The organism is Moorena sp. SIO3I6 (assembly GCF_010672095.1).
The window spans coordinates 1-22,248 of record NZ_JAAHHU010000029.1 but is presented as its reverse complement, the minus strand read 5'-3'; the positions used below and the strand labels follow the sequence as shown (position 1 = coordinate 22,248).

The window sequence follows — 22,248 nt, the reverse complement described above, 5'->3', positions numbered from 1 at the left end:
AAGGTGACATACTGTTGAAAGTCAACCGGCCAACCTTGGCCTATTGGCCACGCGTGCGCGTTCAACCTGATAACCTTGGCCTATTGGCCACGCGTGCGCGTTCAACCGGCCAACCTTCAACCTTCAACTGGCCAACCTTCAAACAATTGGTTTTTCTTCTTGTTTAGCAGACACACTACTGCGTACTGCTTCGACAAATTGACTGACCCGAATCGGATCAATAGGTTGATCAATTTGTCCACGACGCTTGAGGGAACTAGAGACAATTACCCCATCAGCATATTGCATCAGGGTGGAGATATTTTCCCAATTAGCCCCACTGCCAATAAACACTGGTTTGCCCTTAGCCGCCGCCGAGGCTAACACCAGGTCTTGGGGATTAGTAGGAGTACCGGTTCCCCAGCCAGAGAGAATCACACCATCAGCTAACCCCCGCTCTATGGTTTCTTGTACAGCTATGGTGATATTCGGTGACTCCAAAGGTTGTCCATGTTTGACTAGAACATCAGCAAGAATCTTAACATCACTACCCAGTGCCCGACGGTAGCGCAAGAGTGTATGAGCCTGTCCCTCAATTAACCCCTGGTCTGTTGCCATAATCCCAGTCAGAACATTAACACGGATAAATTTAGCCCCTACACAAGTAGCAATTGCTAAAGCACTATGAGCATCATTGCGTAAAATATTGATCCCTATTGGTATGGGAACCAGGTTCATCAGTCGCTGGACTATGATCGTCATGGTACTGACTACTGCTGGATCGACCTGGTTTTTAGTAAATGGGGCGTCGAAAAAATTCTCAACAATCACCCCATCGACTCCACCAGACCCTAAGGCGGTGACCTCTTGCTCGGCTCGGTCAATCACAGCTTGCAGGCTACCCCCCCAGCGCGGGGAAGTAGGGAGTGGCAGCAAATGCACAACTCCTATGATCGGATTCGGTGTCTGGAAAATTTGCTCTAAGTTCACAATCGTGGGATGTTTGGAAGCCCCATCTCATCAGGGAGCGGGGAGGAAAAGCTACAGATAGAGCGCCTCAGCGCCCCCTGTAGAAAACTTGGGAATTGAGAGGTCGGATGCCTTGTCTTGATGCAGTCGCTCATGGGGGAAACCCCCAAGACCGCGCTGCATCGCTTTCTGGCATCGGTCTACCACTGGCATTAATGGTAAAGCTATGGTGCTTACTCTATTTGATGAAACCTGGGATTTAGTTCTCCCGGTTGCTAAAACCAGTCGCTCAAACCAATTGTATCGGTCAGTGCTATCCCCAAAGCAAGCACCTTAATTCCTGAAGACGATTTCTAGTGGTGGTAGGTTAACAGAGGTGAGCCCTAAAACTACTACATCTGTTTTTGATGCCTACTGATGCTAGGTCAAGGGTAAAATAGGATTATATATAGTACCAGTAGATTGTACCTTTGTCCTGTCAACTTTGAGCTTTTCGAGCTGCTTGTGGTTAAGAGCCCAGATCAGCACTACTCGATTTAATCCCTGTAGGAGCTCAGCCCCCCGCTCCCCCATAGAGGGAGCTTACCAACACGAGCCCGTTGGAGTCACGATCCCCGCGAGCCCATGATTTTCTGTGAGGGATATTTTTAGATTTCCTCATATTTTTTTGAATATTTTAATAAAATTTAATTTAGAATGAGTGTATAGGTTTTGATAGTGAAATCAACATGGAACATCAGTACTAGTAGATTAGCAGAGCAGATTAGGAGTTGAGCACATCACTTACACACTAAGCTCAATCACACCAAGCTCAATCAATGGTGTAAGGTTCTGGTAAAGGGCAGTAGGTTATGTGACTAAGCCGTAGTACAATATAAAATGATGAATGAATGGGCAAAAAGCCAACTGTAGCAATATCTCACTTGGGGTGCGAGAAAAATCGCATTGATACCGAACATATGCTGGGTCTGCTGGTGCAGGCAGGATACCAGGTAGATGCCAATGAAGAATTAGCTGAGTATGTTATTGTAAATACCTGTAGTTTTATAGAAGAAGCGCGGCGAGAATCAGTGCGCACGCTGGTAGAACTGGCGGAAGCTGATCAAAAAATTGTGATTACCGGCTGTATGGCTCAACACTTCCAAAGCCAACTATTGGAAGAGTTGCCAGAGGCAGTGGCAGTGGTGGGAACCGGGGACTACCATAAAATAGTAGATGTAATCCAAAGAGTAGAAACAGGCGATCGCGTTCAAGAGGTTTCTACTGAACCAACCTACATTGCTGACGAAACAACGCCACGCTACCGAACAACTTCTGAAGGGGTTGCTTACCTGCGGGTCGCAGAAGGGTGTGATTACCGCTGTTCCTTCTGTATAATTCCGCACCTCCGGGGAAAGCAGCGATCGCGTACCATAGAATCCATTGTTGCGGAAGCCGAGCAGTTGGCATCTCAAGGGGTTCAAGAGCTGATTTTAATTTCCCAAATCACCACCAACTATGGTTTAGACATATACGGCGAACCGAAACTGCCAGAACTGTTGAGAGCATTAGGTGAAGTAGACATCCCCTGGATTCGGATCCACTACGCCTATCCCACCGGTTTAACCCCATCCGTCATAAAAGCCATTCAGGAAACTCATAATGTTCTTCCTTATCTCGATTTGCCTCTACAGCACTCCCATCCAGAAATCCTCCGCTCCATGAACCGTCCTTGGCAGGGACGAGTAAATGACGCTATAATCACGCAACTAAAAACTGCACTTCCTGATGCAGTGTTGCGAACCACCTTTATTGTCGGGTTTCCCGGCGAGACAGAGCAGCACTTTGAACACTTGCTGGAATTTGTCCAGCATCATGAATTTGACCATGTTGGAGTGTTTACCTTTTCTGCGGAGGAGGGAACAGCAGCATACAAATTGCCTAATCAGTTGCCCCAAGGGGTGATGGATGCCAGACGGGATGCCCTGATGGCAGTTCAACAACCGATTTCCTTGAAAAAAAATCAAAACTGTCTGGGCAAGATAGTTGATGTTCTCATAGAACAAGAAAATCCCTTAACGGGTGAATTTATTGGTCGCAGTGCCAGGTTTGCCCCTGAGGTGGATGGATTGGTCTACGTTCAAGGTGATGCCTCTTTAGGAACCATAGTATCAGTAGAAATTACTGATTGTGATTTCTACGACTTGTATGGTTCTGTAGTACTACCTCCGTAAACAAGCCACAGGCTTTAACTAGGGGCTGGAATTAAACACTCCACCACTAGGGCAAGTAATCTGGTCAATCCTGAACCAGACATAATCCTTGGTCTTTTAGATTATGGAGCTTTTCACAAGGCCTCTAGCCTTATCAAAAGCAGGTGTCTGTCGCCCATAGTAATGGCACACTAAAGCGCACACTAAACGGCAGCGTAAACGGCACACTTAAAAGACCTGCTTAGGGGGTAAAAACTAGCTGAGCGGTGCATCAATTCAGCTTTGAGGGTCAAATTTGGGATGATTTAACCCACCCCAATCCAACGGGCAATACCTAGCTAAGGAGCCACCCTCAACCTGACAACTGTGTCTAGGGCATTAACCATTGCGTCTGTAAGACGTGTTCTAGTGGGATGAACCTAATCTCAAGCTTTTAGACACACTAAATAGGTCGCAACAGACCCCAGCTGATGGTGAAGCGCGATGCAGCCCCGACCTGAGGGGGTTTAAGCCAAAGCGCGACTGCCTATGGGACAAGGTGCAACTTAGGAGTTGATGCCTATCAACAGGTGCGACCCGTGGCGAATTTAATTCGCCAACGGAAAGCGCACCTAACCAAATGGGTGGAAACTAAACCGCTTTCTACTCATCTAATCTCATCATAGGTTTGTCAAGGCAAAAACCATGGTGAGTAAAACCTGAAGGCTCACTGTCTTTATAGCCATGACAGTGTTTCCTCACACGTTCAACTACTAACTTTCTGACTTACCAGAAAAAAACCACAACTAACCAACGAAAAATCGAAAAATAACTTATGACCGTTTCTTTCCAAAGCCTGGGATTGTCTGAAACTTGTGTAAGCCAACTCGAAAAAATCGGCTTCACTACACCTACTACTATCCAAGCCCAAGCTATTCCTGAACTGCTCAATGGCCATGATGTACTCGGTATGTCTCAAACCGGTACTGGCAAAACAGCAGCGTTTTCCCTACCAATGCTAGATCGCATTGACTTGGACAAGCGAACCGTACAAGCCTTAATTCTAACCCCAACCCGAGAGTTAGCCCAGCAAGTTAACCAAGCGATTCGGGACTTCAGTGAGGACCGTCGATTGCATATACTAACCGTCTGCGGTGGTCAGTCCATTGAGCGGCAAATTCGGATGCTCTACAAAGGCGCTCAGATTGTGGTAGGAACTCCCGGACGGGTGATTGACTTGCTAGACCGGGGAGACCTGAAGCTGGAAAACCTGAGCTGGGTGGTACTCGATGAAGCGGATGAAATGTTAAGCATGGGCTTTATCGATGATGTTAAGAAAATCCTGCAACAGACTCCCGAAGAGCGTCAGACTACTTGCTTCTCAGCAACTATGCCCCGGCCAATTCAGGACCTAGTCAGCAAATTCCTGAAATCCCCGGTCACTGTTAAAGTTCAGCAATCGAAAGCAGCACCAGCGCGCATTGAACAGCGAGTTTACATGGTACCCCGTGGCTGCTCAAAAATCAGGGCTCTCCATCCGATTCTGGAACTGGAAGACCCAGAAGCTTCAATCATTTTTGTGCGAACACGAAAAGCGGCTGCTGAACTAACCAACCAATTACAAGCGGCTGGTCACAGTGTGGATGAGTACCACGGTGATTTGAGTCAGAGTCAGCGGGAGCGGTTATTGTATCGGTTCCGGAAAAATCAAGTGCGTTGGGTAGTAGCAACCGATATTGCTGCCCGTGGTCTAGATGTGGATCATCTGACCCATGTGATCAATTTTGACCTGCCAGATCAAGTAGAAAGCTATATTCACCGCATTGGTCGTACCGGTCGTGCTGGTAAGACAGGAACAGCAATTACCCTGATTCAACCCTTTGAACGCCGTAAACTCTACCAGATTGAGCGCAAGGTGCGGCAACGGTTGGAAGTTACCCGGATTCCGACCCGCTCACAAATTGAAGCCCGGCGCTTAGAAAGACTGCAGGCAGAGTTACGGGAAGCTTTATCAGGGGAACGGATGGCTTCTTTCTTGCCAGTTGTACGGGAATTGGAAGAAGAATATGATGCTCATGCGATCGCAGCGGCAGCATTGCAGTTGTTCTATGACAAAACTCAACCCCCCATTAGTGACGATATCGAAGAACGAATGGTGGAACGTCCCAAACTGCGGCTTAACACAGACAAACGCCATCGGTCAGAAAAACCGAGAAAGCCTGTGATTCAGAATCAGTCAAGATAAGATAGACAAAGATGAAGTGTAAAGGATGAAGGCGTATTGGATGAAGTAGCACAATATACCAGTTGCTGAGTAAGCAATAAAAATCAATGGAAGGGTTGACAAATCATAACCTTCATGCTTCATACTTCATGCTTCATACTTCACACTTCACACTTGATACTTCACCCTGAATACTTCCCTAACCAAACGTGGCTTTAAGTCTGTCTGTTTCTACTTCACTCAACTGGCCTGGCTTAGTTGAGGCTTACCGTCCTTATTTGCCAGTCACTGACTCCACACCAGTGGTAACCTTACTCGAAGGTAACACTCCTTTAATTCCTGTCCCCACTATTGCCAAAATTATTGGCAGAGGAGTAAAGGTACTGGTGAAATATGATGGTCTCAATCCTACCGGTAGTTTTAAAGACCGGGGCATGACCATGGCGATTTCAAAAGCTAAGGAAGCAGGAGACCAAGCGGTAATCTGTGCTAGTACCGGAAATACCTCGGCATCAGCAGCAGCCTACGCTCGTCGGGGGGGAATGCGGGCATTTGTAATTGTTCCTGATGGTTATGTAGCTCTGGGGAAATTAGCCCAAGCGTTGGTATATGGAGCGACAGTAATCGCCATTAAGGGAAATTTTGATGACTGCTTGACAATTGTCCGGGAAATGGCATCCAAGTATCCCGTGACCTTGGTCAATTCCCTCAATCCTTATCGCTTAGAAGGTCAAAAGACAGCTGCGTTTGAGATAGTGGACAACTTAGGTGATGCTCCTGATTGGCTGTGCATACCAGTGGGCAATGCTGGTAATATTTGTGCCTACTGGATGGGCTTTTGCCAGTACCATCAGCAGGGGAAATGCGATCGCTTACCCCAAATGATGGGATTTCAAGCATCTGGAGCATCTCCGATTGTCGCTGGCAAAGTCCTAGAGCATCCCGAAACCATTGCAACGGCAATTCGGGTGGGTAACCCAGCTAGCTGGGAAAAAGCGATCGCAGCCCAAGAAGCTAGTAAAGGGGCATTTAATAGTGTTACCGATCAAGAAATTTTAGATGCCTATCGGTTATTGGCATCCCAAGAAGGAATTTTTTGTGAACCAGCTAGCGCCACATCAGTCGCTGGTTTGTTGAAAGTAAAAGACGAGGTACCCACAGGAGCAACCGTGGTTTGTGTACTGACAGGTAATGGTCTTAAAGATCCAGATACTGCAATCGCGCACAGCAAAAACCCATTGACAGAAGGGATTGAGCCCACAACTGCTGCTGTGGCAGAGGTGATGGGGTTAAAGCCGAAAGAGGCTTAAAGATGAGTGGTAACGTCAGTTGTTATGTTGTTCGCCTTTGGCGTTCCCGAAGGGTAGGTTAACCGGTTGAAGGTTAACCGGTTGAAGGTTGTTCGCGTAGCGTGGCCAATAGGCCAAGGTTCGTCGGTTGTTCGCGTAGCGTGGCCTATTGGCCAAGGTTCGTCGGTTGTTCGCGTAGCGTGGCCAATAGGCCAAGGTTCGTCGGTTGTTGGCGTAGCGTGGCCTATTGGCCAAGGTTCGATGGTCTTATAGCGCTACCTCCCGACTCCCGACTCCCGACTCCCGACTCCCGACTCCCGACTCCCGACTCCCGACTCCCGACTCCCTATAACCCAGGACTAAAGTCCCTTATCCAATTGAGAGCTGCTATATAAAGTGGGATAATCTAAAAGTCTAGTTCTCTCAAACCCAATTGGCAGTCGATTTAATCGACTTAATTCCTTATCAATGTGATTAATAAAGTATTTCATTTCTCTAGGATTGCCATCGATATCTTGACCTGTGACTAAGTAGCTAGTTACCTCATTCTCTAGAGACGCATAGTTCAGGTATAACTGTTTGTTATTGACAATACTGTCCTCATACCGGAATAATCCAGGAAGATTTCCAAACAGAATAGCTGAGGCTGAAACCACTACGAAGATATTAATCACATAAGGGTGAGTACTATTCCAACCTGATCGAATAATAAACAGTAAACAAATTCCTGCTACAATTGCTGTACCATAGGTCATTAACTTAGACATATAGTAATTGTTGTAGAAGAATGTCATCATTTTAAAATGCCTTTGGTCTCGCGCTTGGATTTCTTGGATTTGGTCACCAATTCTTTCTTGTTCAAGGGGAGCAGCATCAGCGATGGTCTCAGTATAGGCAACTGGTTCTCTTGGGGGCAACAACCACTTTTGAGTTTGGTAGTTACCTAAGGAATAGAGAAATATAACTCCTACAGTAATCAGTAAAACCAATACAGAGGTTAAGGCGATATGTCCAATCAGTGGCTTCGACCAAAATTTGGGCTGAGTTAAGCCTATTTTGTTAGTTTCCTTATTTTCGGTTTTGACAACAGTTTCTATGGTTTCCTGATTATGAGTTTTTGTCGAATTTCCTTTATCGATGTCGATAGCTGAAGTTTTATTAAACTCTAACATTAGCTTGACCTCCAAGGGGCGGACTTTTGGTTTTTGATTGGGATATGGATTTAGCACCATCAACTTTAAAAGGGTATTTAATCACTACTCGTTTGTCAATTTAAGGCAAAAGCAAAATGGTAATTAGCAATTAGCAATTAACAATTAATAATTAACTAATCATTAATCACTAATCACTAACGTAGAGGAAGCCGACCTACCAAATTCTTCTGGGGCATAGTTGAGGTGTGCTTGGGCAGGGGGCCATAAATAGGTTCCTGGTGTCACTGACCGCACCAGATAATGTAAATTATAGACACCAGCTTCCAATCGATCGGCATAAGCCACAATGCGATCGCGATGGATTTTCTGATAATCGATTTGCCAGCTATCCTGTTGAGCTTGGAAGTAAGGGGTAGCAGTTTGGAAACTAGTATCGACGGCTTCTAAGCCAGCTGGTAAGAGATCTTCGATCACGACATGATCCACTGGATGATCGGTAATCACCTCCACGCCAATATCAAACACTTGTCCCGCTGGTACTGTTAATGGCTCTTTGAGAGCATACAGTCCAATCTTTCGCAATACCTTTTCCTGATTAGCGGGACGTATGGTCTTGTTTACTCGTAATCCATTAAACCGACCGGGTTGATTGCCTTGTAAGCGATAACGATAGCTGGTTAAGTAGTGTAGAGTCCCTGAACCAGATTTTTTGACAATCAAGTCATGGCGACCTCGGGGTAAGTTATCCATTGTAACCTGAATCGATTGACTAGGTTTCTGATACCCCTGGAACTGGGCTGAGCCAAGTTTTTTCCCGGCTAGTTGTACCGTTGCTCCAAAGCTCGGGGGTGTAGGCTGTAATCGACTATAGTCTACTAAGGCACTCAAGGCTTGGGCATTATCGTAGCTAGTTTGCCAAGTGCCGTCTCGCCGTAACTCTAATAACCCTTGTAATAGTTTACTGCGAACCTCGGCTGAGCTGTTTTGGGCGATATATAGGCGCAAGGCTTGAGCTTGTGCAGTTGTAGAAGAATCCAGCCAACGCCAGCTTTGGGGTAAGTTTATCCGAGCTGAACGCCCAGTTTGATAGATGCTTTCCTGAAACTGATTGACTAAAGTTTGGGCTTGGCTCCGCCACTGAGGAAACTGGAATAAGTAACGCGCTAATTTAATCTGAGTGACCCGGTCGAAGTTACTGCTCTGTTCAGAAAGGTATCCTAGGAAGTCACTGCGGGTCTGACCGAGTTCTGCTAACCCCATCAGTGCTTCTAATCGCACCTTACTCTTACACACTACGCTCTTGCAATAATCATACTGACCAGGATTTGCCAATATTTTCTGCAAGTAGTTCTGGAGACGGCTCACCATCCCAGCATCTACTGGTAATCCTGCTGCTTTCGCCCGAGCTAGAGCAGTAGCAGCATAGGGAGAAACAAAGGGGTCTGAGGATTTTCGTCCGGGCCATCTGGCAAAGCCACCATCTGGTCGCTGAAGTTTCTGTAACTGTTTGATAGCCTCAGTGCCTTGTTGGCTAGGGTTAAACTCAGCAAAGGTCTGACCATATTGTTTGCCGAGTATTTCCAAATTGGATGCGATCGCTAATTTACTTGCTACCGGTTCTAAGAAGGGTAAGTCTTCGTTATCCAAGACTTGCTTAGCCGGAGCAGTAATTTCAGGAATCAGAGTGCTAGCCAGGGAAATCTCTAACCCTCCCCTGTCAGGTACCACGTTACTAGCTATATTCACTGGGATTTTTACTTGAGTCCTGGTTACTCCCGATTCCACCACTTGCTCAGTCATGTCAACCGGTTTAACAGCTAAAGGTACTTCAAACCCATCCTGATTACCATTGAGCTTAGTCGTAAACTTGACTTTAGCTTTACCCAAGTTATTGGCTACCATCGGAAAACGATAACCACTGGTTCCGGTCTTGGCTGAGGTTTTTTGATTCAGCGTAGGCCCTTTACCACCATCAAACTGAACGGCACCGGTCAGTTGTCCATTAATTTGTAAATCTCCCGTTTGCCCAGTATTATTAATTAGCGCTATCCCAGCTTTAAAGCGATCGCCTGGACGAGCAAATTGAGGTAATACTGGATTAGCCATCAGCCGCTTGGTGGTGATAAAGGTAGCCTGGCCATTACCAAAGTGTAGGTTGCCATCCGTTGCTACTGCCATCACCCGCCAAGTGGTTAAGTTATCTGGTAGTTTAAAGGTTACCCTTGCTTTACCATTGGCATCTGTTACCAGTGAACCATTGTAGTAGGCTAAGGGTTTGAATTCCGTGCGAATCCGAGTACTAGCTGCCCCAGAAGACTGTCCTCCACCATAGCCCCAGCCTTTTTGCGTCATTTCCATCGCTAGCTTTTCTAGCACCACCTTAGGACGGTTATCACTGAAGCGAGTGGAAATATCTTGCTGAGCATACACGGTCTCTACTAAATCCGGTATTTGGTAGCCACTCAGTTGCAAGATAGCTTCATTGACAACCATCACGGTAAACTGTCCCTTTACCGGTTTACCCTTAGAATCTTGCAATGCTAATTCCACAGTTTGCTTAGCACCAGGTTCAATGGACTTAGACTGCAATGTCTCTGTTACCTTGAGATAGTTATCATCCAAGCTGGTATTAAAGGGAGCAAAACCAATCCGCACCAGATTTTCTACACTCCCCGGCTCAACTTGGGAGAGGGGTTTGCCTTGGCGCACTACTACTGCTTCTACTGCGGCATTAGGTACCATCTCGGGAGTCACTTTGAACTTAATCTCTGGGGCACCCCCTTTAACTTTGACTACTTTGCGATAGAGGGTATTGTTGCGAACTACTGAAAAATACAATTCCCCTTCGGCATAGGGAGATTGAATCAAGGCTGTGGCTGTTTCCCCAAGCTTATAGCTATCCTTGTCTAGTTTGATATCCAGGCGAGAGTTATCATAGCGAGACCCCCAGTACACTGCGTTTCCACCGGTTGCCCAAATTTGCAAGTCTGTTGCTGCTAAGTCATTTTTAGCCTTAGCAAAATTAGCGCGAATTCGATAAGAACCGGATGAGGGGGGAGTGAGCTTGATGGATTTCGGACTACTACCGGAACGGACAGTTACCTCTTTCACGGTTTTGTATTCCACCTGATTCTTTTCTCGCTGACTCCCTGCCAAGACCTGGGTGACACTGCTGTATTTCATTTCTTGCAGTTCCAGGCGTACTGATTGTCCTTTGATTAATTTACCCGTGGGGTCAGTAACAATCACTTCTAGAGGGAATGGTTTTCCGGCATCCGCCACCCAATCCCCTTTTAATCCAATTAGTTTATCGCTAGGTAAAGCTGTAAATGTTTTAGAATCGGATACCGACAGATTCGAGACATCGGTAACTTGGGCATCCACCCGGTAAGTCATGGGATAGGGCAGGTCTTTCGTCACCGGAATAGTTAGACTACTTTCCCCAGACTCACTTAAAGTTTGATTAGTTTGGAGGACATCACTGGTAACTTGCGGTCTTTCCTGGGGCCAAAACCACTGCTGACCAAAGGAAAACTCTTCCCATCCTGCTGGAGTAAAGTAGAAGGGGGTGCGGGTGACATAATAGGCAACCTTACCCCCATCTACATTTGAACCAAACCAATAATTTCCTTGGACATTAGCGTCCACCTTCTCGCCCATGTTAGCAAATTTTTGAGCAAGGGTCAGGTCAACTTTAAAGTTAGGAGGATTAAACTCAGCTACTCGGAAACCACCTGAAATTTCTCTGCCATTGCTTCCCCTGGCTTCAACGGTATAGAAACCTAGGGGTTGATTCTCTTTCAGGGGTAATTCTAAGGAGAAGGTACCAAATTCATTGGTTGTCTTAGTGCCTAAGTCTGTCTTCTTACCATTGGGTTCGACCAGCGTGACCTGATAAGATGCATTTTTGTCTTGGGTGAGGTTATCTTTTTCCAGATAATAGGCTGCTGCGGTGAACCAAGCCTTTTCTCCTGGTTGGTAAAGCTGTCTGTCTGAGAAAATAGTGCCTCGGGATTTGGGTTTGCCATTGTCCCAGTCTGAATAAATCCCGTAGCCATAATACCCACTATATTCATTGGTTCGAGTAAATGCCCAGTCTTTGCCTTCTTTAGCTATTACCAGTAATTGCGGACCTTTATTAAAGCGCGTTGCCCCATTCATACATTGCCGAAGAGCCTGGCTGTTTAGGGCGATGGTGCCAGTTCTGTCAGTTTTTGCGATCGCACAGGGTTTTGGTGTGCCTCGATAGGAAGCATTCAGCTCAGACTTATATATCTCTACCGTTGCTGCTGCTGGTGAGCCATTGGACAGATGATTCACTTGCACCAAACCCGAATCAGGAAACCATTGCGCAAACACTCCCAAATTGGTCAGCTGCACCATGCCATAATACTTTGGTTCCCACCACTTTTCGTTTCCATTCCCATCTTGATAGCGATAGGTTTTCGCTTGCACCCCATAGGCCAACATTCCCGTTGAACCTCCCAGTCGTTTCCTCAGGGAAACCGCGATATTAGTGGTTTTATTTTTCTTTCCCGCTACCCGGAAACGCTCCCATTGACTTGGTTTCGGTAATAAATCATTGCCCTTGCCACTGGGATAAGCAGAATCTTTATAGACCAAGTCAGTAGGTTGAACGATGCGATAAGCCGCTTTATACTCTGGTTGCGGTAAATTGACCGTAGAAATATTCAACTGTAGGGACTCGGAATTGCGTTTTAGGGTAGAGGGAAAGATATGCAAATCCGAGGGAGCCCAGATATCCCCTGCTAAATCCCCTGTTTGGTATTTAAAGGTTACAGGTTCACCCAAGGTTTGCCCAAATTGGTCAGTGAGATTAGCACCCAGAGTAACTGTATAGGTAGTTTCTGGTTCTAATGCCCAAGGATTAAGGTTAACGAATCGATTGCCATCATAAGCTTGCACCAATTTGGGAGCTTCCTTGGGAGCAGGCTCAACCGTAATATGCTCCATGGCGGAAGAGGCCAGCAAAGGATTATTAAATTCCAACTGAGCTGCCCCTTTCACAAACCGTCCATAAGCGCCTCCCGCCTCTGGCTGTCCGTAAAAGGTAATTTTTTTATAGGTCAAGGGGTCAAAGGTTTTGACTTGACTAACGAAAGCGGTTTCGGTAGGGATATTGCCGCGAGCGGGACGCACTCCAGGGGCAAAGGCTAATTTGTAATCGGTAGCTTTAGTGAGGGGTTGCTTAGGGGTGATCGTATAAATCCATTGCCGCAACGAAGGGTTAAATTCCTGAGCGGGTTGCCTATACTCATTGGAAACATCTGCTTGTTCCTTAAGGGCTACATCTAGCTTGACACTCTGAGTCTGACCTTTCGGTGTCATGGTCAAGTGCTGGTTTACTGAAGCGAGATCCAATTGGGTATTGGAGGTAAACTCTAACTTAGGCTCGAGAGCAATCGGTTCTGGTTCCGCTTCTGGATTCCGCTGAGTTGCTGGCAAATTGGTTAACTGGATCGGGGCAGTATTGAAGGTCCAGGCTAAGTCTTGTTCTAGACTATGATTGTTTAGGTCAGCTAATCCTGCTTTGATGGTAACTTGGACACGAGCGGCTAGAGGCAGAGCTTGGTCAGCTTGGAATCCTACCATCCGTGGGGTTAAGAAACGAAATTTCCCAGGGATAGGGGGTATGATTTCAAATTTCTGTAAGATTTCCCGCTGATTCGGACTTCCCAAGCGTTCAACGGGAATCAGGGGGTCTTTGAAGCGAATCCGAATTTGGGAAAGGGGCTCAGCCATGCCGATGGGACTAATTTGTTCAATCCACTCTGGGATTTGAGGCATCGGTAGGGGAGCTACTGCTGGTAAGGGTTGAAACCCTGACGTTAGTTTAGCGCTATCACAGCTTATTATTCCTAGGATGAGAGATAATCCCAGTAATAACCCTATGGCTGTTTTAATTACCCTACCCATGGCGTGCCTAGATTTTCCTTTTGGAGCTTCCATTTTTGATTAAAGCTCAGATTTTTTAATTTGGCAGGATTGCCCTAAGTTTCGTTAACTCGCCGGGGTAGGGCGCTTGTTGCAGCTAAGTATCAATAATGGAATGATTTTAATAGTTAGGTGGAATGGGCATCTTGCCCGTTCGGCGATCTTGGTAGAATGGGCATCTTGCCCGTTCGGCGATCTTGGTAGAATGGGCATCAGGCGTGGAACAGGCATCTTGCCTGTTTCATTCCCGGGCGGGCAGGATGCCCACTCTACTCCTATTCAGCGCGAAGATTCAGCAACGCCCACTTTGTTTAGGGCAGTGACTCACAAGCGATACCATCTTTATCACGGTCTAGCCGGTAGGGGTCGCCGGGAAAGCCATCAAGCACCTGTTGGGCTTCAGCTTGAGTACTGAAATCTGAACAATTGCAATCTGAATTCACGCAATTGGGAAATTCAGTTTGTGGAGCAGAAGGCGGCTTAGATGTTGTGTTACTAAGCATCTTGGCAAAACGAACCTCAGATAAGCCAATCAGACTTGTCGGTCCATAGTTGGAGACAACATCGATTCTGGCAAACTGAGCTTTCACATTAGGAAAAGAGAAGATAGTAGCCGGAATATTGGTTGCAGGTCCTTTAGGCAGAGTTAGGGTTGAAGATTCAAAAACTGGATCACTAAAATCTGCTTTGTTAGAGAGAACTAATATAAAGTCTTTGATACCCCGATTAGTTGCCGTTGTATTGAAAGCATTGTAATTCCAGAGGGCTAGTGTATTCAAGACGACTGGGCTGCCAAAGTCAAAGTCAAAGTTTACATCAGCTGCCGTTGCACAATGATTTAGCTTCGCTGAGAGAAAGTTATCTGAATTTCCTCCAGCTACGTGGAGTTGATCCAGTTCCGTGCCGCTACCAGTCAGTCCATTGCCATTGAAAATGTTAGCTACAGCTCCAAAATTAGGTGTGAACGAGCCATTATTTAGGTTAACAAAACCAGTTGGATGTAGGATTTCAACCTGAGAACCAGGGCTGGAGAAGTTAAGATATGTTTGGGCTAGGGCTAGATCGGGGTAACTAGTCAGTGATGCTACTATCGAAATCATCAACAGAACTGTCATCAAAAAAGATTGAAAGCTTCTCAGTAAATTTTTTTTCACTATTCTATGATTTAGATGACTTTCAAGACTTTACGTTAATTTTTCAAATTTGTCAACTAAAATACACACTTCAAGATGTAGTATATTAATAACACGTAATCCGTAATAAAATTACCTATTTTTTTTATAAATAATCATTGTTTCCTTGTTTAATTTGTGGTAGTTGTCTGATTTATCGGGATTTAACTAGAGGGGAAAACTAAGGTTGGCAGCAACTATCCCCTCTTTTAGAGGTTTTTTATTGGTTAATTCCCGATAGTCCCAAACTAATCAATTCCCAAACTAATAGATTTCCAAAAAACCATCAATCCCTCTCCCTATCCCTCACATCCGTTAAGCCATCCGTTGCCAACAACACCTTATAAAATTCCCCCAAGCCGAAAACCCCGTGTTTTTAAACCGGGGATGAAGGCTCGCCGTAGGCGACACTTCGTGAACGCAGCGGCTTTAGCCGCCGTGAGAAAAATATTATTGAAAAATTCTGAATCTTAGTCTGAGTGTTGTAGAATAAAGTAAGAAACAGTTGAGGTCGAAACTGATGATCATTTTAGAGTTCAAGGCGTACGGCAAAAAACATCAATACTCCGCTATAGATGAGGCTATTCGGACAGTTCAATTCATCCGAAATAGCTGTCTGCGTTACTGGATGGACAACAAGGGGGTTAATAAGTTTGACCTCAATAAATACAGTACTGTTCTCGCCAAAAACTTTCCTTTTGCTAATGAACTGAACTCTACTGCTCGCCAGTCTAGTGCTGAAAGAGCGTGGTCATCAATCTCCCGATTCTTTGATAACTGTAAGAAAAAAGTACCTGGAAAGAAAGGTTTTCCAAGATTCCAGAAAAACTGCCGCTCAGTAGAGTATAAGCAGTCTGGATGGAAGTTGTCTCCCGAGAAAAAGTCGATAACGTTCAGGGACAAGAAGGGAATAGGGAAGCTCAAGCTCAAAGGTACATGGGATTTGTGGCGCTTTGACAAAAAACAGATCAAGCGAGTTCGGATAGTCCGTCGAGCTGATGGTTACTATGTCCAATTCTGCGTTTCAGTTGACATCAAAGAGGAATTAGATCCAACTGGCACAGTCCTAGGGCTAGATGTGGGATTAAAGGACTTCTACACTGACTCTGTTGGCCAGACTGAACCTAATCCCCGATTTTACAGAACAGGGGAAAAGCGCCTTAAGTTCTATCAGCGTAGAGTTTCTCGAAAAAAGAAAGGCTCTGCTAATCGTAGAAAAGCCATTAATAGACTGGGTAGGACGCATCTCAAGATAAGTAGGCAGCGCATAGAACATGCCAAGAGACTGGCACGTTGCGTAATCCGGTCTAACGACCTGGTTGCTTACGAAGACTTGAGAGTTAAAAACTTGGTCAAAAACCACTGTCTCGCTAAGTCTATTAATGATGCAGGTTGGTATCAATTTCGGGAATGGATGGAGCACTTTGGCACTAAATTTGGCAAGATAACTGTCGCGGTAAATCCTGCCTATACTAGTCAAAATTGTTCCAGTTGTGGCGAGGAAGTGAAAAAGTCCCTATCAACTAGAACTCACGCCTGCAAGTGTGGCTGTCAGTTAGATAGAGACCACAATGCCGCAATCAACATTCTTAAAAGAGCCTTAGGTACGACGGGGCACGTCGGAACCTGGATCTTAAAAGATCTGAACGCTTCGGGAGATTTGGCCTCTACTCTTCCTGGTTCCGGCCTGGTTGAGCAAGTCGAGTCGTTGAGCGAAGAATCCCCGCGTCTTTAGACCGGGGAGTGTCAATTCAAGTGTTGGGAGTAATCTTCAGAAGATTCAGGGTTCAACTCCCAGCGGAGGTGATCGCGAACCTCTAACTTGTCTCGAGTTTGCACAGCTTCACCATCAACTGAAGAAATTCCCATGGACTCCAGCAAGTCTTCAGTTACATTTTGGTCAGGAGTGGGCGTTTCTCCTCCAACTGCTTCTTCACCCACCACTGCAGCCTGATACCAATTATCATAAATATCGCCACCGGTGACATTGCCACCGGATAGTTTACTACTTCTCAACTTCTCCAAGGTGCGTCCCATCCCAGTGTCACGGTCAACCACACCCTCAAAAATCCGGTCAGGGTCTTCTATTCCAGTCAGGTCTGCTAAAAAGACTTCTTCTGTATTACGGTTGTCAGTATACCCTTCCTCTCGTTTCAGAATTTCATAAGAGTTGACTACATCGTTGTTCTTGTAATCTTTCATAATCGTTACTCCTGATTAGTGTCATTGCTTGATTCATAACTAGTCTCCTTCTACTTAAATTGTACTGCTAAAATAGCTATAATTCCAAAGCACTCTCCCTATGACCATCACTCCCTTTACCCCAGCATTATAAGGAATATAACGCGATGGGATCAGTTAGCAACACTATTAAACATTACTCAATAAATTGTAAAACTATCGCTGCTTACGCCTTACCTACAATCGTGGGAAGCTAGAAATTATGGCTCCTTCCCCTGAACATGAACTTTATAAAAAAGTGATGGGTCGCTTTGTTGAAACCCTAGCTGAAGAATTTAAAATTAGGATTTATCCTTTAGGTTAACCTACCTTTAGACTAATTACCAGTTATGTAAGTTATGCGATCGCTATTTTTTTATACACATAAATTATCCGTCGAATTACCAGTTATGTAAAAAAAGCGATCGCTTTTTTTTAATACACATAACTGGTAATGTTTCAAGAACTAATTTCAGAGGGTTAAGCTGGAAAATTATAAAAAATTGCTCCTCTTTTAATTAGCTCAAGCTTGGTGGATTCATCAATTCCTAAAATATATGCGAATCGGGCATTTTTGACTTTAGCATCCCTGAGCTGGGCACGAGTGAGGTCGGCACCATTAAGGTTAGCACCACTGAGGTTAGCACCACTGAGGTTAGTACCACTGAGGTTGGCACCAGACACCCTCATCGGATTCAGGAAGGCACCACTAAGGTTAACACCACTGAGATTGGAATCACTAAGGTTGGTAGCACTGAGCTCAGCACCCCTAAGGTTGGCACCAATCAGGTTGGCACCAATCAGGTTGGCACCAATCAAATTTGCACCACTGAGGTTAGCACCGATCAAGTTTGCACCACTGAGGTTAGCACCGATCAAGTTTGCACCACTGAGGTTAGCACCACTAAGATTGGCAGCAATCAGGTTAGCACGAATCAAGTTAGCACCACTGAGGTCCGCATCACTCAGCTTAGGACGAATCAAGTCCGCACCACTCAAGTCGGCATCACATAGATTAGCACCACTCAAGTCGGCATCACATAGATTAGCACCACTAAGCTTCGTATTACTGAGGTCCGTATCACTGAGGTCTGCACCCCTCAAGTCTCGACCCACAGCTCCACTGCTGGCAATCTCTTGCACTAGACGCCATTTATGATCAAGGTTGCTATTTTCTTCATCATCTGACCTTTCGTTCAAAATTTGAATATCTTTAATAGGAAAACCGCTTAATTCTTTTAGGTCTTCTGATTTTATCCGAGCTTCAAGCTGTTCAATCGCCTCTTGAGAGCACTCTAGGATTAAGCGGCTTGGTTTTAATATCAATAATGTTGATCGTGTATCCTGAAGATTGTTGTAAAATAGATTCAATCAGTTTTGAAGGTTGAACTGAATTTATATCTCCTTCTAATACAAGAACAGCTTTAATTGCTTGACTTTGTCTCTGGATTACAGTCTCTTGGTGCGTCAGGGGTTGACTTTGCTCCACACCCTCCACCGGCTCTGAGCTACTGCCATCATTTTTGTTTACTTGTTCTGATGATTTTTCTTCTGCTATTCCCGCAATTTCTTTCCAGTCTAGGGTCAATCCCTCGCATATCCGTTTAAATAAATCAAGCTGAATGGGCTCTGATTTAAAAAATTTGGTAACTGTATAGTGACTTATCCCTTGTGACTTGGGAAAGTTATTTTTTAACTCAACCCCTAGCTTATCTAAAGCTTTTTTCGCTGTTTCAATACCTTTTGACGAGGCGGCGATAGTTAGTTTTTTAGTTTTATTACCCTGGCTAAACTCTGTCATAGTCTTGCTGATTTAGCATAACTATAGCATCAGAAGTTTTGAACAGAGAATAGGCAATAAGGAATAGGTAACAGGGAATAGGTAACAGGGAATAGGGAATAGGGAACAGGGAACAGGGAACAGGGAATAGGGAACAGGGAACAACCAGTAGTAAAATAATTATATGTACCTCATGAGTCCTATAAACGCTATAATTTCAATTATTATTACATAGTCTCCCTGCTCCAATCATTTTTTTTAACTATCTCTAAAACTTCCAAATAAAAACTTATAAAACCCCTTGACAAATTAAATTATAATCATTACAATAATTAATATAAAGCCACAATGATTTCAAGTTCTGACTTATGTCAAAATACTCTAACCAAAACTTCAAGAAACAACCTGTTGAGCACACTCTAGTGCGATTCGTTAGCTAGAAACCTTAGCCAATAATGCTTCGGGGGATTAGCTGCTTGGTTTATGAACCATGATAACTTGATAACCATGATGGTGAGAAACCATCCCTCGTGAAATCCGAGTGACCGCCTTACCCTGATTTCATGGGCATAACAAACCTATGAGATTAATGCAAGGGTCGAATAGTGAAGCATCCTAAACCTGACACGATGTTAGTAACAGGCAAAAGACTCATGGGCACGAGAGAAAGGTACAACTGAATCATCGTAAGCTCAGAGTAGCGAAAGAAGGGTGATACGCTACAGATAAAAAATCAAAGGAGTGAGGTGACAAACATTAGAGTAGTTTGTCAAGATTTCCCACAAAAACTCCCGGTGAATAGTACCGCCCTAAAAGTCTAAAGAATGGTTATCAGGAACGAAGTAACTCCCATATGTACTCTCAGAAAGGTCGAATATTCTGAGTAGGTAATTAGCCGCAAGTCCTATGGGGGCAAGATTGAGTCAAAAGCTAATGCCTAGGGTAATGCCTAGGATATGCCGACAGACTCACGTTATAGGAAAAGATATAGTTGTCAGTAACAATTGATATGTCCAAAACTCGGGGGTTCGCCCCACAGTCGGAATGGAATAGAGTCAACTGGCGAAAGCTCGAACTAACTCTATTTAAGTTGCAAAAACGAATATATCAAGCCTCACAACGTGGTGACGTCCGCGTGGTAAGAAAGCTACAAAGACTCCTGATGAAGTCCTGGACTGCCAAAATGATTGCGGTTAGACGGATAACCCAAGAAAACAAAGGTAAAAAAACTGCCGGAATAGACGGGCAAAAAGCTTTAACCAATAAGCAGCGCCTCGCCTTAGTAGTCAACCTTAAGGTCAATTGTAAAGCTCAGCCAACAAAGAGGGTATGGATACCAAAACCGGGACGAGCTCAAAAGAGACCACTGGGAATCCCAACAATGTATGACCGTACATTACAGGCACTTACCAAGATGGCCATAGAGCCAGAATGGGAAGCAAAATTTGAAGCCAATTCATATGGTTTCAGACCAGGACGCTCATGTCACGATGCTATCGAAGCAATATTCAAACAAATATCCCAAAAACAAAAATGGGTATTAGATGCAGATATTGCTAAATGCTTTGACAAAATCAACCATAATGCTCTATTGACAAAATTAAATACCTATCCATCCATGAGACGTCTAATAAAGTCATGGTTAAAAGCCGGTGTGATGGATAAGGGAACATTTTCGACTACGGAAGAGGGTACCCCACAAGGCGGAGTAATATCTCCCTTGTTGGCTAATATAGCCCTCCACGGAATGGAACAAGTCATATGGAAGTATGCATGTTCCAACAGAAAGAAATCTCTCTATGAAAGAGGGGGATTCAGCCTAATCAGATATGCAGACGACTTCGTGATAGTCCATTCTTACAAAAAGGTAGTTGAAAAATGCCAAGAGATAATAAAGGAATGGTTGATAGACATGGGATTAGAATTGAAGCCAAGTAAAACCAGGCTAGTACACACAACTGAAGGGTTTGACTTCTTAGGATTCAACATCCGACAATATAGTGTAGGCAAAACCCAATCCAAACAAGGCTTCAAAACCATCATTAAACCATCGGTTCAAGCTATCCAAAAACATTATAAGCAGCTCTCTGAAGTCATAGATAAACATAGAGCTGCTCCACAGAAAGCTTTAATAAGTCGTCTGAAACCTATGATAAGAGGGTGGTTTCTTTACAACAGGTCAGTCTGTAGTAAAGAAACCTTCAGCAAAATAGGAAAACTGTTATGGAGCAAGCTGAAAAGATGGGGAAACAGGAGACATCCCCAAAAATCAAGAACTTGGGTAGCTAATAAATATTGGGGAACCATTGGAGAAGACAATTGGGTCTTTATGGAGGGAAAAGATAACTACCTTCCAAAACATGCCAAAACAGAAATAATCAGGCATGTAAAAATCCAAGACATCAGAAGCCCCTACGATGGAGACCTAATTTATTGGAGTACCAGAATGAGAAAGCATCCTGAGATGACCACTCAGAAGGGAAGGCTTTTAGAACGGCAAGAAGGGAAATGCGCTCATTGTGGTCTTACCTTCAGAGACGGAGATTTAATGGAAAAGCATCACATAATACCACGTGCTCTAGGTGGAAACAATAAAGATAAAAATCTTGAACTGTTACATCTACATTGTCACGACAATAAACACGGAAAGAATATCGATTCTGCGGAATTAGATGAAAATCCTTTCTAGAGGTACCAATGTCAGTGTGTTCCTATAATGAGGAGCCGTATGATGCGAAAGTGTCACGTACGGTTTTGAAGACGAGTTAATGGGGTGACCTATTGGCTTAGTTTAATAAAGGTCCTCGTCAAGCCGTAATCCATAGTATGCAAAGGTTTTATTCCCTTGGCTATGGGGAGATTGCCGACTGGAGCCCTTTGGAACCTACTGAAACTCCAGGGGAAGTGAAGACAACCATGATGAAGTATTGGCTGTTGCCATAACACCTTAATTTCTGGGGGGGCTTCCCCCCAGAGCCTTGGCTCCGGTCTGGTCCCGTAGGGTGGCCGAAAGACCAAGCTCAATCAAATAAGATCACATCAGTTTCGGTTTGGGAACTCAGTGACATAAGTCATTTAAATAGCCGTGGATAGTATTTCTACGGCTATTTTTTTGGCGTTGCTGATTCTGGGTATGGTTTTGCCCCCCTAGGGCGTGTTTTCAAAGTTTTCCGCAAGATTATGATCCCCCCCAGCCCCCCTTAAAAAAGCTATGCTTTATAAACATATTTCTTTACAAAAAACTTGACAAAAGTAACTTGATATGATTAGTGTGATCAAAAAACTTGACGTCCCACGTTCTCGCTCAGTTTGTATAGGAAAAGCCTTTTGCCAAA

The 22,248-nt window shown here is 44.7% G+C and carries 16 protein-coding genes; 6 read left to right on the top strand and 10 right to left on the bottom strand.

Annotated features, from left to right (window positions below):
* Positions 1-138: 138 nt before the first annotated feature.
* A complete protein-coding gene (gene btpA / locus F6K49_RS10955) occupies positions 139-969 on the bottom strand; it encodes a photosystem I biogenesis protein BtpA (protein WP_071104593.1) in 831 nt (276 codons plus the stop codon).
* A gap of 107 nt (positions 970-1,076) precedes the next feature.
* Here btpA and F6K49_RS10950 point away from each other — a divergent pair, with 107 nt between their 5' ends.
* The 4 genes from F6K49_RS10950 (at position 1,077) to thrC (ending at position 6,653) form a co-directional block, all read left to right on the top strand.
* The gene (locus F6K49_RS10950) at positions 1,077-1,211 is read left to right on the top strand and encodes a hypothetical protein (RefSeq protein WP_293068311.1); all 135 of its coding nucleotides are present in this window, start codon (positions 1,077-1,079) and stop codon (positions 1,209-1,211) included.
* A 627-nt stretch (positions 1,212-1,838) separates the two neighbouring features.
* Complete coding sequence (rimO, locus tag F6K49_RS10945; RefSeq protein WP_293046747.1) at positions 1,839-3,161, top strand: 30S ribosomal protein S12 methylthiotransferase RimO; 1,323 nt, start codon at positions 1,839-1,841, stop codon at positions 3,159-3,161.
* Positions 3,162-3,954: 793 nt separating this feature from the next.
* Positions 3,955-5,364, top strand: a complete 1,410-nt coding sequence (locus F6K49_RS10940) for a DEAD/DEAH box helicase (protein ID WP_293021397.1) — start codon at positions 3,955-3,957, stop codon at positions 5,362-5,364.
* A 188-nt stretch (positions 5,365-5,552) separates the two neighbouring features.
* Positions 5,553-6,653: a threonine synthase gene (gene thrC / locus F6K49_RS10935; protein ID WP_293096544.1), complete on the top strand. Its 1,101-nt coding sequence runs from the start codon at positions 5,553-5,555 to the stop codon at positions 6,651-6,653.
* 15 nt (positions 6,654-6,668) lie between these two features.
* Here thrC and F6K49_RS10930 read toward each other — a convergent pair whose 3' ends face one another.
* From F6K49_RS10930 to F6K49_RS10910, 5 genes are all read right to left on the bottom strand, one after another.
* A complete protein-coding gene (locus tag F6K49_RS10930; RefSeq protein WP_293096541.1) occupies positions 6,669-6,887 on the bottom strand; it encodes a hypothetical protein in 219 nt (72 codons plus the stop codon).
* A gap of 104 nt (positions 6,888-6,991) precedes the next feature.
* Positions 6,992-7,864 carry a hypothetical protein gene (locus tag F6K49_RS10925; protein WP_293096538.1) on the bottom strand — a complete coding sequence of 291 codons (873 nt, stop codon included), beginning with the start codon at positions 7,862-7,864 and terminating at the stop codon, positions 6,992-6,994.
* Between the two features lie 102 nt (positions 7,865-7,966).
* Positions 7,967-13,756, bottom strand: a complete 5,790-nt coding sequence (locus F6K49_RS10920) for an alpha-2-macroglobulin (protein ID WP_366514164.1) — start codon at positions 13,754-13,756, stop codon at positions 7,967-7,969.
* 51 nt (positions 13,757-13,807) lie between these two features.
* Positions 13,808-13,972 (bottom strand): hypothetical protein, encoded by a 165-nt coding sequence (locus tag F6K49_RS10915; protein WP_293082477.1) that lies wholly within the window; start codon positions 13,970-13,972, stop codon positions 13,808-13,810.
* Positions 13,973-14,052: 80 nt separating this feature from the next.
* Complete coding sequence (locus F6K49_RS10910) at positions 14,053-14,856, bottom strand: excalibur calcium-binding domain-containing protein (RefSeq protein ID WP_293096535.1); 804 nt, start codon at positions 14,854-14,856, stop codon at positions 14,053-14,055.
* 577 nt (positions 14,857-15,433) lie between these two features.
* Between F6K49_RS10910 and F6K49_RS10905 the strand changes: the two genes are divergently transcribed.
* Entirely contained in the window at positions 15,434-16,648 is a 1,215-nt protein-coding gene (locus tag F6K49_RS10905) for a transposase (RefSeq protein WP_293040915.1), read from the top strand.
* A gap of 11 nt (positions 16,649-16,659) precedes the next feature.
* Here F6K49_RS10905 and F6K49_RS10900 read toward each other — a convergent pair whose 3' ends face one another.
* From F6K49_RS10900 to F6K49_RS10885, 4 genes are all read right to left on the bottom strand, one after another.
* Complete coding sequence (locus tag F6K49_RS10900) at positions 16,660-17,115, bottom strand: DUF6335 family protein (RefSeq protein ID WP_293096532.1); 456 nt, start codon at positions 17,113-17,115, stop codon at positions 16,660-16,662.
* A 498-nt stretch (positions 17,116-17,613) separates the two neighbouring features.
* A complete protein-coding gene (locus F6K49_RS10895) occupies positions 17,614-18,459 on the bottom strand; it encodes a pentapeptide repeat-containing protein (protein WP_293096529.1) in 846 nt (281 codons plus the stop codon).
* Positions 18,407-18,934, bottom strand: a complete 528-nt coding sequence (locus F6K49_RS10890) for a hypothetical protein (RefSeq protein WP_293030420.1) — start codon at positions 18,932-18,934, stop codon at positions 18,407-18,409. The genes F6K49_RS10895 and F6K49_RS10890 overlap by 53 nt, the downstream gene beginning before the upstream one ends.
* 21 nt (positions 18,935-18,955) lie before the next feature.
* Positions 18,956-19,078: a hypothetical protein gene (locus tag F6K49_RS10885; protein WP_293030417.1), complete on the bottom strand. Its 123-nt coding sequence runs from the start codon at positions 19,076-19,078 to the stop codon at positions 18,956-18,958.
* A gap of 844 nt (positions 19,079-19,922) precedes the next feature.
* Here F6K49_RS10885 and ltrA point away from each other — a divergent pair.
* Positions 19,923-21,602, top strand: a complete 1,680-nt coding sequence (gene ltrA, locus F6K49_RS10880) for a group II intron reverse transcriptase/maturase (RefSeq protein ID WP_293096524.1) — start codon at positions 19,923-19,925, stop codon at positions 21,600-21,602.
* Positions 21,603-22,248: the final 646 nt, after the last annotated feature.